We start from the raw sequence: 14,404 nt of genomic DNA, 5'->3' as shown, positions 1-14,404 counted from the left end.
GGCCCTTCCGGACGGTACCGGCCGGTACCCGCCGCGCTACTTGGTGACCCGCACCGGGATGCTGCGCTCGCCGATCACCACCAGCTCCTTGGTGCCGTCGTAGGGCAGCGTCGCCTTGGCCGTGACCGGCATGACCCCGGCCCCGTTCGCGCCCGCCAGCGTCATCCGGTACTTGACCGTCCTGCTCTGGCCCGGCGCCAGCGGGAACGACGCGTCCTTGCCCAGCGTCGCGTAGTCCATGCCACCGCCCGGCGCGATCGGCAGGGGCTTCCAGACGGTGCCGTCCAGCCGCTCCAGCCTGCCCTCGTTGATCGGCACCACGTCGGCGGGCGTACCCGCGTACTCCTCGGTGTAGACCAGCGGCTGCACCGAGGCGTAGGTGCTCTGGCTGCTGTTCTTGAACGTCACGGAGAAGGACACCGCCGGACCGTTGTTCACGACCTGCTGGCCCGTGGTCAGGCCCTCGAAGGTGATGGCGATGTCGCTCTGGTTCGGCTTCAGCACCGGCGCCTGGCGGCCGCTCAGGTCCATGGTGTCCAGGATCGACACCAGGCCTGCCTGGAGCTCGGGCTTGAGCCCGATCGCGGAGAGGAAGACCTGGTCGTTCGGCAGGCCCCAGAGCTGTGCGGTGAAGCTCTCCTTGGCGTTGCAGGAGGCCTGCCACTGGGTCTTGCGGACGGCCCGGCCGGCCACGATGTCCCTGGTGCGCACCGGGGTGCCGACGGTCTTCAGCTGGTCGGCGGCGCCGACCGTGTGCGGGTTGCCCCAGATCGGGCAGTACGGCTGGGCACCCCAGCCGGACTCCGATTCGAGGGCCCCGATCGAGGGCCAGTTGCCGTGCTCCACCTCCTCCGCCGTGTTGTAGGAGGTCAGCTGGGCACCGTACGGCGCGCAGTCGCCGAACTTCGCCGACTGCGGCGCTCCGGGGGCCAGCAGGCAGATCGCGTCGCGGCCCGGCGCGTCGTCCGCTGCGAGCCGCCAGCCGGCCGGGATCTGGAACTTCACCCCGCGGAAGGTGTGCGGGGTCGCGGGCGAGAGCGGCGAGGTGGTGGTGGATGACGCGGTCGGGCTGGTGCTCCCGGAGGACGTCGGGGCCACGGGCGCCCCCGGGTCCCCGGTCGTGGCGGCGGTGGGGCCGGCGGTCGGGCTCGGGCCCGCCGTCGGCTCGGCGCTCGGGCTCGCGGTCGGGCCGGGGGTCGGCTCGGCGGTCGGGCTCGGGCTGGCGCTCAGGGTCGCGGCCGGGTTCGGCGAGCGGTCCTGGTCGGCCACGGTGTCGGCGCGGAAGTTGAGCAGCCCGAACGCCAGCGCGGCGGCCAGGGCGAACATCGGCACCGCCGCCAGGTACACCGGCCGCAGTCTGCGCACCCGGCGGTTCGGCGGTTCGGCCGGTCGCAGGTCGTGCGCGGTGATCGACGAGGCCCGGGCGCTCATCGCCTCGCGGAGCAGCTGTTCCATCGGGGACTCGCCCGACCCGGCACCGTCGCCGCCGTTGCGGCGGGGAAGCTTGTCGGTCATCGAACCTTCTCCAGGTGCTTTTCCAGAGCGTCCAGAGCCCGGCTGGCGGTGGACTTCACGGCACCCCGGGACAGCCCCAGGGTCTCGGCTATCTGTGCCTCCGACATGTCGGACCAGTAGCGCAGTACCAGCACCTCGCGCTGGCGGGACGTCAGCTCCTGCATGGCGACCAGAACGCGCCGGTGCTCGTCGTTGAGTACGGCGTGGTCCTCGGCCGACGGCGCGTCGGCCTCGTGCGGCGGCACGTACTCGCGGGCGGTCTTGCGCCGGCGCAGCATCGACCGGGCACCGTTGACCACCGAGGTCCGCAGGTACCCGAGCGCGTTGTCCAGGTCGTCGAGGTTCTCCCCGTGCCGCTGGTAGAGCTGGGTGAACGCCTCCTGCACGACGTCCTCGGCCAGGTCCTGGTGGTCGACCAGCAGGACCGCCATCCGGACCAGGCCGAGCCGGTGCGCATGGTAGAGGTCCGTCAGGGTGGGCCGTTCCTCGACGGGCTTGCGCCCGCCGCGAAGCAGCCGGAACCCCGAGCGGCGCTGCGCCGCCTCCTGTTCCGAACCCCGGCCGGCGACCACCTCGCCGGCCTCCTGCGCGCCGAACAGCAACCCGAGCAGCCCCGTGAGGGAGAAGCCGCGCCCCCTCGCAGGTCCCACAACCGGCCCGATGGCCATGGACATGTACGTTCTGCTTTCCCCCGGGACGGCACCCGGTGCGAACCGGGTCCGTCAGGACAAGTGATCAAGGTCGTGATCAGCGGGAATCATGTCAGTACAGGTCTCCCGACTTCCCCACCCCCCTTGCTTATGGACGTTCGGAACGCCCCGGGGTTGCAGGTGGATTCGAAGAAACCGGCGATGGCCGGAACGGCTACACTCACCGGCATTCCGCCAGCCGCCACCCAGCCCGCGAGGGGACCTCATGGCCGACCAGCAGACGTCCGGGCCGGTGGCCGTCACGATCGGGCGCCGCCCGGAGCCGGTCCACGACGTCGCCGTGTACGCGTTCGACGGCATGACGCCCTTCGAACTCGGCGTGGTGGTGGAGGTCTTCGGGCTGGCCCGGCCCGAGCTGAGCGGGCTGCTGGCCGCGCCCTGGTACGGGCTGAAGGTCTGCGCCGACCGGCCGGGCACCCCGCTGTCCTCGGTCGGCGGCTTCTCGCTGACCGCCCGGCACGACCTGGACGAACTCGCCGCCGCCGACACCGTGGTGGTCCCCGGCGTGCCGAACGCCTTCGGCGGCGAGGTCTCCCCCGGTCTGGTCGCCGCCCTGCGCACCGCGCACGAGCGCGGCGCCCGGATCGTCTCGATCTGCTCCGGCGCCTTCGCGCTGGCCGCCGCCGGCCTGCTCGACGGCCGCGAGGCCACCACCCACTGGCGGTACGCCGACCTGCTCCAGCAGCGCCACCCCTCGGTGCGGGTCAACCCGGACGTGCTGTACGTGGACAGCGGAGACGTCCTGACGAGTGCCGGCAGCGCGGCCGGCATCGACCTCTGCCTGTACCTGGTCCGCCGGGACCACGGCGCCAGGGTGGCCAACAGCGTCGCCCGGCGCTTCGTGGTGCCGCCGCACCGGGACGGCGGCCAGGCCCAGTTCATCGAGGCGGCGGTCCGCCCGGTCGAGGAGGAGGACGACGGCATCGCCCGCAGCATGCAGTGGGCGATGGACCACCTGTCCGCCCCGCTGACCATCTCCCTGCTGGCCCGGGCCGCCCAGATGTCCGACCGCTCCTACCTGCGCCACTTCACCGCCCGCAACGGGACCAGCCCGATGCGCTGGGTCGTCACCCAGCGGGTCGCGGCCAGCCTGCCGCTGCTCGAAGCCCCGGGCGGCACGGTGGAGGAGGTCGCCGGCGCCGTGGGCTTCGAGAGCGCCGCGACCTTCCGCCACCACTTCGGCCGGGTGATGCGCACCTCCCCGACGGCCTACCGGCGCAGCTTCGGCCGCGGGGTGGCGTAGGCCCACCCGGGCGGCCCTGGCCGGGGCTTCGCCCGGAAGCGGCACGGCACGGGCCGGCGCCCCGTGCGGGGTGCCGGCCCGTGCCGTGTCGTCAGGCCTGCCCGCCGGTGCGGTGGTCCGCGTTGGCGAGGATGGCGTCGTGCAGCCACTGGGCCAGGCCCGGGGCGAGCTGCTCGTAGGTTGCGGTGAAGCGCGGATCGGCGATGTACATCTGCGCGAGGCAGCGGTGGATCTCGAAGGTGCAGTCGTAGAAGTTGTCGGTGATCTGCCGGCGGTGGGCCTCGGCGAGCTCCATGGCCTCGGCGCCGTCGGCGGGCAGGCCGGCGGTGTGGGCCTCGGCCAGACGCGCGTTGAGCCCGTCCATCTCGGCCTTGACCCGCTGCCAGTCGTCCTTGCCGTAGCCGCCGGTCCGGCTCTGGGACTGCGCCCAGGCCTCGGTACCGCCCCAGCGCTGCTCGGCCTCGCCCTCCCACTCCTCGCGGTAGGACTCGCCGAAGACCTCGAACTTCTCCTCCGGGGTCAACCTGATACCCATCTTCTGTGCCTCCATGGCGTGTTCGACGGCCGCGGCCAGCTCCTGGAGGTGCCTGATCCGGTCGCTCAGCAAACGGTGCTGGCGCCGCAGGTGTTCGCTCGGGCTCACCGAGTCGTCGTCCAGGATGGCCGCGATCTCCTCCAGGGGGAACCCGAGCTCGCGGTAGAACAGGATCCGCTGCAGCCGGTCGAGATCGGCGTCCTGGTACCGGCGGTAGCCGGCCCGGGTGCGGCCCCGGGGGGACAGCAGTCCGATCTCGTCGTAGTGGTGCAGGGTCCGGACGGTGACCTTGGCGGTCCTCGCCACCTCGCCGACCGAGTAGCCGCCGCTGCTGCTCATGCGGGTCGCTCCCTTCTTGCTGACCACGACCCTCCCGCCTCCCGTTACGTGAGGGTCAAGCCCAGTTTCACCGGCCCCGGCGGCCGCAGGGGTGCGCAGTCCCGTGCGAGCCTCCGAGCGGGCGCGCGCCGGACGGCCCCGGGTTGGACGAAGCCGCCAATTGCCGGGCCCGGGCGGCGGCCGGGACGATGTCGGCTATGACCACGACCGCTGTGCCCCTGATCCGTCGGCTGGCCGCGGAGGCGGTCGGCACCGCGGCGCTGGCCGCCGTGGTGGTGGGCTCGGGCATCCGGGCGAGCGCGCTCAGCCCGGACGGCGGGGTGCGGTTCCTCGCCAACGTCGGGGCGTCCACGCTGGCCCTGGTCGTGCTGATCGAGCTGTTCGGCCCGGTCTCCGGCGGGCACCTCAACCCGCTGGTGTCGGCCGCCGACTGGTGGACCGGGCGGCGGTCCGGCGGCGGTCTGACGCTGCGCGAGCTGGTTGGGTACGCGGGCGCGCAGCTGGCGGGCGCGGTCGCCGGGACGGGGCTGGCCAACGCGATGTTCGAACGGTCCTTCGTCGAGCCCTCCGGGCAGGCGCGGGACGGCGCCGCGCGCTGGCTCGCCGAGGCGGTGGCGACCGGGGTGCTGCTGCTGGTGGTGTTCGGCCTGGTGGGCAGCGGGCGCGGGCGGCTGGTGCCGGTGGCGGCGGGGCTGTGGATCGGCGCCGCCTGCTGGGCCACCTCCTCGGGCAGCTTCGCCAACCCGGCGGTGACGCTCGGGCGCTCCCTGACCGACAGCTACACCGGGATCGCGCCCGGCTCCGTCCCGGGCTTCCTGCTGGCGCAGTTGGTCGGCGCGGTGGTCGGACTGGCCCTGGTGGCCCTGCTGTTCGGCCGGTCCGCCCGGACGCCGGCGGTGCCGGACGACGCCCGGGACCTGGTGGCGGGGTAGCGGGGGTCTCCGGCCACACGGGTCAACGCGTCTGGGCGCCCGCGCCGACCAGGGGTCGACCGGACCGGGCAGGGTCTAGGCGCCCGCGCCGACCAGGCGGCGTTCGCGGCGGCGGGAGGTCCGGCCGTGGTGGGCGCCACCGGCCGCTCCGGAGCCCGGGCCCGGCCGCCGCGACCGTTTGGTGGGCCAGAGCAGCACGTACGCCGCCGAGACGGTCACGAACGCGAGCCGGAGGAAGCCCCGTGCCGAGTCGGACGGGATCAGCAGCGTGCCGCCGTAGAGCGTGGCCAGCGCGATCCAGCTCCACCACGGCACCAGCCGCTTCTGGCCGACCGCGTCCCAGAGCAGCGTGCCGAGCAGGATCGAGGCGGAGTAGTAGGTGTAGACGCTGGGGTCGAGCAGGATCCGGGCGTCGGCGCCCAGCAGCACGACGGCGGGCCAGCGGCCGCGCCAGACCGCCAGACCGCCCAGTCCCAGGCCCAGCGCGAACTGGGTCGGGCGGTCCCACCACGGCGTGGCCGGGTCGGTGACCCCGAACCAGCGCAGCGCGGAGGCCGGCTGGTTGGGGATGGTGAACTTGGCCGCGGCCATGGTGTCCAGGTTGCCCAGGTAGAACGGCAGCCAGGCGACGGCCACCAGCCCCGCGAACCAGAGCGCGGTACGCAGCCAGGCCGGCCGGGGCAGCGCGAGGATCAGCGGGGCGAAGGCCAGTGCCCAGGGCTTGGAGTCCACCGCCAGCGCCAGGTGGACGGCCACCATGGTGGACCGGCCCCGGCTGAGCGCGTGGGCGGCGAGGGTGGTGAAGAACAGCGCCAGCACGTCGTCCAGGTGCGCGAAGCGGACCGAGACCTCCACCCACATCGGGATGAACGCCAGCCCGGCGACCAGCAGCCGCTGCTGGAGCCGGCGGTGGTTGGTCCCGGTGCCCAGGTAGTACCAGGCGGCGGTGCGGCCGACCAGGACCAGCATCACCAGGCCGAGACCGGACATCGTCGCCTCGGCCAGGATCTGGCCGGTGTGGGCGGGGAAGGGGTCGAACAGGCGGGCGGCGGCCAGGCTGACCGGGCCGATCTGCAGCTCGGGGTGGTGGGCGTAGAGCGAGAGCCCGCCGTCGGACTGGCCGCTGAACAGCAGCTCCTCACCCTGGCGCAGATAGTGCCAGGAGAAGCCGCCGCTGGGCTCGACCAGCAGGAACCAGAGCACCGTCCAGGCGACCAGCAGCACGTGGTGTCTGCGGATCGGGGTGCCCGCGATCCGCCCCGTGGCGGCCCCGTAGTCGGTCGTACCCCGTGCCGAACGTGCTCCCCGCACCTGTGCGCCTCTTCCCGGCCGTTCCGCCCCCCTCCGGCCGGTCATCCTAAGCGATCGGGGGGAACGCGACGCGCCCCGCGGAGGTCCGGTGACCGGACCTCCGGGGGGCGCGTGACGGTGCTAAGCGCTACTGCTCCGGGGTTGGTGCCCCGGGGCGTTGGTGCTCCGGGGCGTTGGTGCTCCGGGGCGTTGGTGCTCCGGGCTCAGCCGTGCTGGGCGGACTTGCGGCGGCGCAGCACCACGAGGGTGCCGACACCGGCGGCCAGCACCGCGGCACCCGCGGCGGCGATGGTGGTGGTGTTGTCACCGCCACCGGTCTGGGCCAGGTCCTTGTCCGCGTTGTCGGCGGCGGCCTTCGCCTTGGTGACGGTGGCCGGGACGAGCTTCGGCGCGGGGACGGTCGGCACCGCCACCGGGAGGTCGATCGGCTGCTGGGCGGCGCTGCTGCTCACGGCCGGGGCCGGGGCGGAGCTGGAGGCCGACGCGCTCGGCGAGGTGGAGGCCGAGGGCGAGACCGCCGGGCCCGAGGTCACCGGGGTGGTCGGCGTGGTCGGGGCGGTCGGCTCCGTGCTGGCGGTCGGCGAGGCCGGGGCGCTGCTGGTGACCGTCGCGGAGGGCGAGGCGCTGGTGGTCGCGGTCGCCGTGGCGGAGGGCGAGGTGGACGCGGAGGGCGAGGTGGACGCCGTCGGCGAGGTGGGCGAGGTCGGGGTCACGGTGGCACTCGGCGAGGTGGTGGCGCTCGGCGAGTGGGTGGCCGTCGGGCTCGGCTTCGAGGTCGTCGGCTTCGAGGTGGTGGGCTTCGAGGTCGGGCTCGGCTTGCCCCCGCCGCCCTTGATCGTGAAGCCGGCGCCGCGGATCCCGTCGCAGCTGAAGTGGCCGTTGTCCACGGCCTCGTGGGTCTTGTCGTCGAGCTGCGCGGAGAAGACCACCGGCACCACGCCGGCCTTGCCGAGCGGGGCGCCCGCGGTGAAGGAGACCCGGACCTTGATGACGATGTTCTTGCCGCGGTTCACGCCGAGCAGGGCGTCGTCCGCGACGTTGCCGTCCGGGCCGACGCCGCCGAGCAGGGTCAGCACCGCGTCGTCGTCGGAGTCCCCGCCACCGGGCGCGACCGAGCCGGTCAGCCACTGGCCGCCGGGCAGCTGGTACTCGACCTTGAGGTCCTTCGCCTCCAGGCTGCCGTCACGGTTCTTGAACTTGAGCAGCGGGATGAAGACGAAGTCGTGCTTGGTGGAGTTGTCGATCTTGAACGTGAACTCGCGGGCGTCGCCCCCGGCTATGAACGTGTCCGGCACGCCGTGCACGGACAGGTCGAGGTCCTGGCGCGCGGACTTGTCGGCCTGCGGCGCGACCGCGGCGGACGGGGAACCGGTGGTGCCGACGGCCAGGGCGCCCTGCGCGCCGGCCAGCACCAGGGAGGAGGCGAGCGCTGCGGTGCCGGCGAAGGCGAGGCTGCGACGGATGGTCATGGACAAGGGAGACCTCACGTGAGTGTCCGGGCGCGGCCCGGGAACGCGGCAGGGGCGGGGCTGTCCGGACAGCGATCCCCCCCGCGGAAGCTGAAAGTCCGACGGAGACTACCGAACGATCCGGCCACTTTGGAAGGCGGGTGCCACTCTGTGTGCAAGCCCCCCGCACATGATGTCCGTTTGGCCCAACTCCGTCACTTGCCAGGGCTTTTGCACCTGACCGGCGGGTAGCCCCGGAGTGACCGGTACACGTCCGGAGGGCCGTGTCGTACGACCCTCCGGTGGCGTGAAATCGACGGTGTACCGACGGACTTCGGCCGCGCCGGCGCTGCTCCGGGCTCGGCCCGTCAGGAGTCAGCCCGCGAAGAAGGACTTGGCGGCCAGCAGTGCCGACTCGTCGCCGAGCACGTCGCCCGGCCGCGTCCCGCTGCCCAGCAGGACGCCGCCCCAGCGCATCCCGAGGTAGTCGGCGCAGAGCCGCAGGGTGCCGATCAGCGGGTCGGCGTTGGACCGGTCGGTGGCCAGGGCGGTGACGCCCCAGATGGTGCCGCCGGCCATCCGGGCGCGGAAGTCCGCACCCTGCACCCGCTGCCAGGCCGACCAGTGGTCGAGGTAGAGCTTGGCGCTGGCCGGCACCGAGTACCAGTACAGCGGGGCCACGAACACCAGGTCGGTGGCGGCGAGGGTGGCGTCCAGCAGGGTGCGCTCATGGCCGACGGGATCGCGGTAGCCGGCCCCACCGGTGTGCCGGAGGTCCTCGAACGGCGCGAGCGGCAGCTCGTCGAGCCGCAGCCAGCGCTGCTCGGCCCCCGCGGGCAGGCTCGCCTCCGCCGCCAGCCGGGCGAGCTGCTCGGAGTTCCCGTTGGTCCGCGAACTGGCGTTGAGGAAGAGGAAACGGCGCGGCTCGGTGGCCGGCGCGGCGGCGGCTATGGGCTGGTCGGACATCCGGACTCCCCGTGAACGGTGCTGACAGAGGATCCGGGCCGACGACCGCCGGGCCCGGACCAGGGCCGGGACGGGCCCCGCCCCTACAGCCCGGTCCGCCGTGCGCCTGTTCCCGGCGGGCGGCCCGCCGCTACGCGCTGCGGGCGAACGCGCGCCGGGACGCCCGCGCGGGGCCGGCCTCCAGCTCCGCGAGCACCCGGCCGCGCAGCAGTTCGTACTGGGCCTGGAGCCGGCCGGGACGCTGCGGGCGGGCGACCGGGCGGCCGGGGCCGACCAGCTCGTCCGGGCCGAACTGCTCGCGGGTGAGGTCGATCTCGACGCCCGTCGTGAACCGGTTCCACCAGTGCAGGTCCGTGCGGACCCCGCCGACGTGCACCTCGCCCATCATCAGCTCGCCGCCGAGCAGGTCGTGCACGACCATCGCCGTCACCCCGCACTGGCCGCGGGCCGGATTGTCGGGACGCCAGTGGGCCAGGTCCTCGGGCGCACAGGTGTCGACACCCCAGGAGGAGCGGATCGCACGTTCGATGTCGTTGAGGGTCCACGCCGTCATACCGGGAAGCCTGCCACGGGCCACTGACACCGGCACCGGCTTTTCAATGAGCCACCCCGTGTTCTGCGCTGACCTTCTCAATCTTCACCCGTACGAGGAGCTCGCCCGGGACCCCGTTGCGCTCCCCGTACTGCTCGGCCAGGTCCTCGCCCATGTAGCGGGCGGCGATCCTGGTCGCCCACGCCCGGACCTCGGGCAGGTCGTCGCCGAGGGTGGCCGCGCCCTGGACGAGGACGTAGGAGAACGGCGGCCGGTCGTCGTCCACACAGAGCATCACCCGGCCGTCCCGGGCCAGGGTGCGGCCCTTGACGGTGGCGGCGCCGGTGTTGAAGAGGATCTCGTCGCCGTCCAGCAGGAACCAGACCGGCGCGACGTGCGGGCGCCCGTCGATCCGGGTGGTGGCGATCTTGGCGGTACGGGTGCCGGCGGAGAGGAACGCGCGCCACTCGGGCTCGGTCATGTGTGCCATGGGCCCATCCTGGCCGTCGCCGCGGCCCGGCGCCAGGGCGGTCCGCGCCGGTCGCGCGGGTGCGCCCCGCGCCCGGCCGCGCACCCGCGCGACCCACGTGCGACCGGGCGCCACCACGGACGACCGCGCGACAGCCGGGTGCGACCGGGACGGTCGGGGGCCCGTCCCGGTCGCACGGCGGCGCCCGGCCGCCCGGCGGCTACTTGCCGAGCGCCGCGACGCCCGCCTGGGCGAACTGCTCGTCCAGGTCGCCGCTGGGCGCACCCGCGACGCCGATGGCCGCGACCGGCGCGCCCTTGGCCTGCACCGGCGCGCCCCCGGCCAGGAACAGGGTCCCCGGGATGTCCTTGAGGTTCGGCGCCTGGGCCAGGCGCTTGGCCAGCTCGGAGGTGGGCGCGTTCCAGGAGACGGCGGTGAACGCCTTGCGCTCGGCGGACTCCGGCGACTGCGGGCCGGCGCCGTCGCCCTTGAGCAGGACCCGGGTGATGCCGTCCCGGTCTACGACCGCGACCGAGACGTGCTGGCCGGCCTTGGTGGCCGCGTCCAGGGTGGCCTGGGCGGCCTTGGTGGCGGCCTCGATGGTCAGGCCGGTGGTCTGGGTGAGGTTCCGGTTCTGGGTGTCCGCCTTCACCGCGGAGGCGGCGGCCGGGGTCTCGGCGGTGTCGGCGCTGGCCGAGACGGCGCCGACGGTGGCGGCGGCCAGGGCGGCGACGGCGACGGTACCGGTCAGCACCCGGGTACGCACGGCGGTCTTCTTCATGGTCCAGCTCCTCGGGGGTCGGTCGGGCCTGGTCGGGCCCGGCTGCTCTGCTTCGATCCTCCGGTCGGCACCCCGCCCGGCACATCAACGGTCCGGCGCGGCCTCGCAGGCATGATGGACGACAGGGGCGTCAACCGATCGGCTGATGCGCGAGGGGGCCGGACGGGCCACCATCGAGGGATCGGCCCAGGTCGGCGCGGTGCGCAGCCGGGCCCGTCGACCGCGTGCGGCCCAGCCGTCCCGGGGCGGTCGGGCGCCGCCGCCGGTGGCGCGGGAGGCGCGGCACCCCAGGAAGGAGCACCCCGTGGAGCAGCCCCGACCCGCCGTCGGCCAGGGCGCGACCGGCCAGGGCGTGGGCGGCCGGAGCGCGGCCGGCCCGGCCGCCGACGGCCAGGACGCCGGGGACCGCGACGCGGGCCGGCTGGCCGTCCTGCTCGACTCCGCCTTCCTGCTGCTGCTCGCCACCTCGCTCAGCCGCTACCTCACCCACCACGCCGACAACCCGCAGGTCCCCTGGGTCCTCGGGCTGAGCCTCGCCCTGGCCGTCGCCCAGCCGGTCGGCTCCTGGCTCGCGCACCGCCGCCCGGTCGCCCCGGGGCGCCGCCGCCGGCTCTGGCCGCTGGCCGTGGTGGTCTCGCTCTGGGTGGTCCTCGTCCTGCTCGCGCCGAGCTTCGCGTGGTGCGCCGTCCCGCTCGTCTACACGGCGCTGCGCACGCTGCCCGCGCGGACGGCGATCCCCCTGGTGGCCGCGCTCACCCTGCTGGTGGTGGTCGGTGAGATCCGGCTGCCCGGCGGGGTGGACGCCAACCTGGTGCTGCTGCCGCCCGCCGTGGCGGCGCTGGCCACCGCCGTCTTCCTGTACATGGAACGGCAGGCCGGGCGGCAGCGCGTGCTGATCGCCGACCTGGTCCGCACCCGGCGCGAACTCGCCGCCACCGAACGGCGGGAGGGCACCCTCGCCGAGCGCGAGCGGCTCGCGATGGAGATCCACGACACGCTCGCCCAGGGGCTCTCCAGCCAGCAGATGCTGCTCCAGGCCGCCGACCGCACCTGGGACTCCGATCCGGCGACCGCCCGCACCCATGTCCGGACCGCCGCCGAGGTGTCGGCCCGGAACCTGGCCGAGGCCCGCCGGTTCGTCCACGACCTCGCACCGGCCGAGCTCGCCGACGGCCGCACCCTGGAGCAGGCCCTGCGGGCGCTCGCCGAACGGGAGTCCGCCGAGAGCGGGCTTCCGGTCCGCTTCCTGCTGGACGGCGCTCCGGTGCCGCTGCCCGCCGCCGCGCAGGCCGCGCTGCTGCGGATCGCCCAGGGTGCGCTGGCCAACGTCCGGGAGCACGCCGGGGCCTCGGCCGCCGCGCTGACGCTGTCCTTCCTCGGCGACCAGGCCGTGCTGGACATCGCCGACGACGGGCGGGGCTTCGGCCCGGTCGGCGAGGCCGGGCCGGGCGCCGACGGGCCCGGTGCCGACGGGCCGGACGCCACCAGGCCGGGTACCGGCGGGCGCGGCCACGGTCTGCCCGCGATGCGCGCCCGGCTGCGCCAGTTCGGCGGCACCCTGACGGTCGAGAGCAGCCCCGGCGAGGGCACCGTCGTCTCCGCCGCGATCCCCCTGGAGGTCCGATGAACGCCGCCGCCCCGACGCCCCCCGCACCCGTGCGCCTGCTGGTCTGCGACGACCACGCCGTCGTCCGGGCCGGCCTGCTGGCACTGCTGGCCAGCGCCGGCGACATCGAGGTGGTCGGCGAGGCGAGTAGCGGGGAGCAGGCCGTCTCCCTGGCCGCCCGGCTGGCCCCGCAGGTCGTCCTGATGGACCTCCAGCTCGGCGAGGGCATCGACGGGGTGGAGGCCACCCGGCGGATCACCGCCGGTCCGGGCGCCCCGCACGTCCTGGTGCTCACCACGTACGACACCGATGCCGACATCACCCGGGCGATCGGTGCGGGCGCCACCGGCTACCTGCTGAAGGCCGAGCGGCCTGAGGAGCTGTTCGCCGCGGTGCACGCCGCCGCACAGGGCCGGACGGTGCTCTCCCCGCCGGTCGCCTCCCGGGTGATGGCCCAGATGCGGGCGCCCGCGCCGCAGCTCACCGAGCGCGAGCAGGAGATCCTCGCCCAGCTGGCGCAGGGCCTCGGCAACCGGGAGATCGCCCGCGCGCTGTTCATCAGCGAGGCGACGGTGAAGACCCATCTGGGCCGGATCTACGACAAGTTGGGCGTCGACACCCGGGCCGGCGCGGTGGCCGTCGCCAAGGAGCGCCGACTGCTGCGCTGAGCAGCCTTCCGCTTCCGCTCGGTAGTGGACCGATGGTCGGAATGTCGGATTCCGGGAGACCGCACTCCGGGCGCCGACAGCGGATCCGGCCGGGCGCGTCCACGTCCGGCCTACCCGGAGCACCGGAACGGGTGATCCAGGGCTCTGGGCGGCCCGTCGGGACGTACACGAACGACAGCGGGCATACAAGGGCCGTTCCGCCCGCCTTCGATGACCGGACGTCACCCGCCCGCACCCCGACCGGACGCTTGGGGTCAAGTTGTGGATATTTCATGGATCCCGGCATTGACAAACCAACCACTCGGTTTGTTAGCGTGAGATCAACGACGCCCCCGGTGGTGGGGCTCGCCGAGGTCCGTGCGGACCACTCTCGCCGGAGGGTGCGCCAGGGGGGACGGCGAGAGCCTGGGGAGTCGGGGGGAGCGGCGCGCCAGGGCCGTGCGACGAGGCGACGCGGAGCGTGTCCGGGGGGACTCGCTCCGCGTCATCTCCCGCCTTCCACCCGCCCGTTCGGCAGGCGGGGGCAGTCCTCACAGCATGGGGCTGCGGCCGGACGGGACGTGGGCCCAGTCCGGCCGATCCTGCCGGGCGGGACCTAGTCGAGCGCGGTCCAGAACGGACAGCGCACCTCCGGAACCGGCGCGACGTCGGCGGCCGGCTCCTCGGAGACACCGGAGACACCGGGGACGCCCGGCGTGCCCAGCGGGTACGGCAGCTGCTCCGAGTGGAGCACCCCCGGCGAGGCCGCCGTCAGCCAGGCGTTCCCCCACGGGCCGAATCCCAGCGCGAGCCGGTAGCCGTCGCGGGTGACCGCACTGACCCCCGGCGGTCCCGCCGCCACCGTGACCACGACCCGGCCGCGCCGCCGCCAGTGCTGCTCGACCGCGCCCAGCAGCGCCCTTCGGCGGGCCGCCGAGATGATCGTCGTGATGTGCCGACTGCGGGTCACGTACCAGTGCACGTCCCCGTCGCCCGGGCCGGCTCCGGGCGCGGGCAGCCGGGCACCCGCCCCGGGCACCCCGTACCTCCAGGCCAGCGCCGGCCGGACGGCACCGAGGGTGTCCCGCAACAGCCGCTCGCAGTGCTCCGCCGCGGCCGCCTGGTCGGTGAGCGCCTCCCGGACGCCGATCGGCCCCGCCGGTTCGCCCGGGTGCTGCTGCCAGACCTGCACACAGTCCTCCGCGACTCGTCCCGGCGTCCGGACCGGTCCGGGCCGGGGTTCCGTTTCCCCCTGGGACGGCCCGCCGCCCGCCACGGTTCCGCCGGATCTGACGGCACGTCCGGTCGCCCTCCCCCACCGTACGACGCGGCCCGCCACACCGCCAAGGGTAAACTGCACCGAGTAGTGC

At 74.4% G+C, this 14,404-nt stretch carries 14 protein-coding genes; 4 read left to right on the top strand and 10 right to left on the bottom strand.

Going from position 1 to position 14,404, the window contains the following annotated elements:
• Positions 1-36: 36 nt before the first annotated feature.
• Together ACGFZP_RS09975 and ACGFZP_RS09970 are read right to left on the bottom strand one after the other, a co-directional pair.
• Entirely contained in the window at positions 37-1,515 is a 1,479-nt protein-coding gene (locus ACGFZP_RS09975) for a hypothetical protein (protein WP_392930509.1), read from the bottom strand.
• Positions 1,512-2,165, bottom strand: a complete 654-nt coding sequence (locus ACGFZP_RS09970; protein ID WP_392930507.1) for an RNA polymerase sigma factor — start codon at positions 2,163-2,165, stop codon at positions 1,512-1,514. Before ACGFZP_RS09970 ends, ACGFZP_RS09975 begins: the two co-directional genes overlap by 4 nt.
• Positions 2,166-2,430: 265 nt before the next feature.
• Here ACGFZP_RS09970 and ACGFZP_RS09965 point away from each other — a divergent pair, with 265 nt between their 5' ends.
• Complete coding sequence (locus ACGFZP_RS09965; RefSeq protein WP_392930504.1) at positions 2,431-3,468, top strand: helix-turn-helix domain-containing protein; 1,038 nt, start codon at positions 2,431-2,433, stop codon at positions 3,466-3,468.
• Positions 3,469-3,559: 91 nt separating this feature from the next.
• On the opposite strand, the gene ACGFZP_RS09960 is transcribed toward ACGFZP_RS09965, so the two are convergent.
• Positions 3,560-4,342 carry a MerR family transcriptional regulator gene (locus ACGFZP_RS09960; RefSeq protein WP_392930501.1) on the bottom strand — a complete coding sequence of 261 codons (783 nt, stop codon included), beginning with the start codon at positions 4,340-4,342 and terminating at the stop codon, positions 3,560-3,562.
• 197 nt (positions 4,343-4,539) lie between these two features.
• Here ACGFZP_RS09960 and ACGFZP_RS09955 point away from each other — a divergent pair, with 197 nt between their 5' ends.
• The gene (locus ACGFZP_RS09955) at positions 4,540-5,274 is read left to right on the top strand and encodes an aquaporin (RefSeq protein ID WP_392930499.1); all 735 of its coding nucleotides are present in this window, start codon (positions 4,540-4,542) and stop codon (positions 5,272-5,274) included.
• Between the two features lie 75 nt (positions 5,275-5,349).
• Here ACGFZP_RS09955 and ACGFZP_RS09950 read toward each other — a convergent pair whose 3' ends face one another.
• The 6 genes from ACGFZP_RS09950 to ACGFZP_RS09925 all read right to left on the bottom strand — a co-directional run bounded on the left by ACGFZP_RS09950 (position 5,350) and on the right by ACGFZP_RS09925 (position 10,781).
• The gene (locus ACGFZP_RS09950) at positions 5,350-6,585 is read right to left on the bottom strand and encodes a hypothetical protein (protein ID WP_392930496.1); all 1,236 of its coding nucleotides are present in this window, start codon (positions 6,583-6,585) and stop codon (positions 5,350-5,352) included.
• A 203-nt stretch (positions 6,586-6,788) separates the two neighbouring features.
• Entirely contained in the window at positions 6,789-8,054 is a 1,266-nt protein-coding gene (locus ACGFZP_RS09945; protein WP_392930494.1) for an LAETG motif-containing sortase-dependent surface protein, read from the bottom strand.
• A gap of 354 nt (positions 8,055-8,408) precedes the next feature.
• Positions 8,409-8,999, bottom strand: coding sequence for a flavodoxin family protein (locus ACGFZP_RS09940; RefSeq protein WP_392930493.1), 591 nt, complete (start codon positions 8,997-8,999; stop codon positions 8,409-8,411).
• Between the two features lie 130 nt (positions 9,000-9,129).
• Complete coding sequence (locus ACGFZP_RS09935) at positions 9,130-9,552, bottom strand: hypothetical protein (RefSeq protein ID WP_392930492.1); 423 nt, start codon at positions 9,550-9,552, stop codon at positions 9,130-9,132.
• Between the two features lie 43 nt (positions 9,553-9,595).
• A complete protein-coding gene (locus ACGFZP_RS09930; protein WP_392931028.1) occupies positions 9,596-10,012 on the bottom strand; it encodes a PPOX class F420-dependent oxidoreductase in 417 nt (138 codons plus the stop codon).
• Between the two features lie 208 nt (positions 10,013-10,220).
• The gene (locus ACGFZP_RS09925; RefSeq protein WP_387947786.1) at positions 10,221-10,781 is read right to left on the bottom strand and encodes a heme-binding protein; all 561 of its coding nucleotides are present in this window, start codon (positions 10,779-10,781) and stop codon (positions 10,221-10,223) included.
• 352 nt (positions 10,782-11,133) lie between these two features.
• Between ACGFZP_RS09925 and ACGFZP_RS09920 the strand changes: the two genes are divergently transcribed.
• Together ACGFZP_RS09920 and ACGFZP_RS09915 are read left to right on the top strand one after the other, a co-directional pair.
• Complete coding sequence (locus ACGFZP_RS09920) at positions 11,134-12,408, top strand: sensor histidine kinase (RefSeq protein WP_392931027.1); 1,275 nt, start codon at positions 11,134-11,136, stop codon at positions 12,406-12,408.
• Entirely contained in the window at positions 12,405-13,055 is a 651-nt protein-coding gene (locus ACGFZP_RS09915; protein WP_392930490.1) for a response regulator, read from the top strand. Before ACGFZP_RS09920 ends, ACGFZP_RS09915 begins: the two co-directional genes overlap by 4 nt.
• 595 nt (positions 13,056-13,650) lie before the next feature.
• Here the strand turns inward: ACGFZP_RS09915 and ACGFZP_RS09910 are convergent.
• Entirely contained in the window at positions 13,651-14,226 is a 576-nt protein-coding gene (locus ACGFZP_RS09910; RefSeq protein ID WP_392930488.1) for a hypothetical protein, read from the bottom strand.
• Between the last annotated feature and the right edge of the window lie 178 nt (positions 14,227-14,404).

The organism is Kitasatospora sp. NPDC048239, from assembly GCF_043202015.1.
Lineage (GTDB): Bacteria > Actinomycetota > Actinomycetes > Streptomycetales > Streptomycetaceae > Kitasatospora.
This window is presented reverse-complemented; position numbering and strand designations above follow the sequence as displayed.

What these genes read in the sequence shown, in the direction of transcription:
- ACGFZP_RS09940 (WP_392930493.1), bottom strand. Translation starts at nt 8,999, where the DNA reads ATGTCCGACCAGCCCATAGCCGCCGCCGCGCCGGCCACCGAGCCGCGC.
- ACGFZP_RS09915 (WP_392930490.1), top strand. Translation starts at nt 12,405, where the DNA reads ATGAACGCCGCCGCCCCGACGCCCCCCGCACCCGTGCGCCTGCTGGTC.
- ACGFZP_RS09935 (WP_392930492.1), bottom strand. Translation starts at nt 9,552, where the DNA reads ATGACGGCGTGGACCCTCAACGACATCGAACGTGCGATCCGCTCCTCC.
- ACGFZP_RS09945 (WP_392930494.1), bottom strand. Translation starts at nt 8,054, where the DNA reads ATGACCATCCGTCGCAGCCTCGCCTTCGCCGGCACCGCAGCGCTCGCC.
- ACGFZP_RS09965 (WP_392930504.1), top strand. Translation starts at nt 2,431, where the DNA reads ATGGCCGACCAGCAGACGTCCGGGCCGGTGGCCGTCACGATCGGGCGC.
- ACGFZP_RS09960 (WP_392930501.1), bottom strand. Translation starts at nt 4,342, where the DNA reads ATGAGCAGCAGCGGCGGCTACTCGGTCGGCGAGGTGGCGAGGACCGCC.
- ACGFZP_RS09930 (WP_392931028.1), bottom strand. Translation starts at nt 10,012, where the DNA reads ATGACCGAGCCCGAGTGGCGCGCGTTCCTCTCCGCCGGCACCCGTACC.
- ACGFZP_RS09975 (WP_392930509.1), bottom strand. Translation starts at nt 1,515, where the DNA reads ATGACCGACAAGCTTCCCCGCCGCAACGGCGGCGACGGTGCCGGGTCG.
- ACGFZP_RS09955 (WP_392930499.1), top strand. Translation starts at nt 4,540, where the DNA reads ATGACCACGACCGCTGTGCCCCTGATCCGTCGGCTGGCCGCGGAGGCG.
- ACGFZP_RS09925 (WP_387947786.1), bottom strand. Translation starts at nt 10,781, where the DNA reads ATGAAGAAGACCGCCGTGCGTACCCGGGTGCTGACCGGTACCGTCGCC.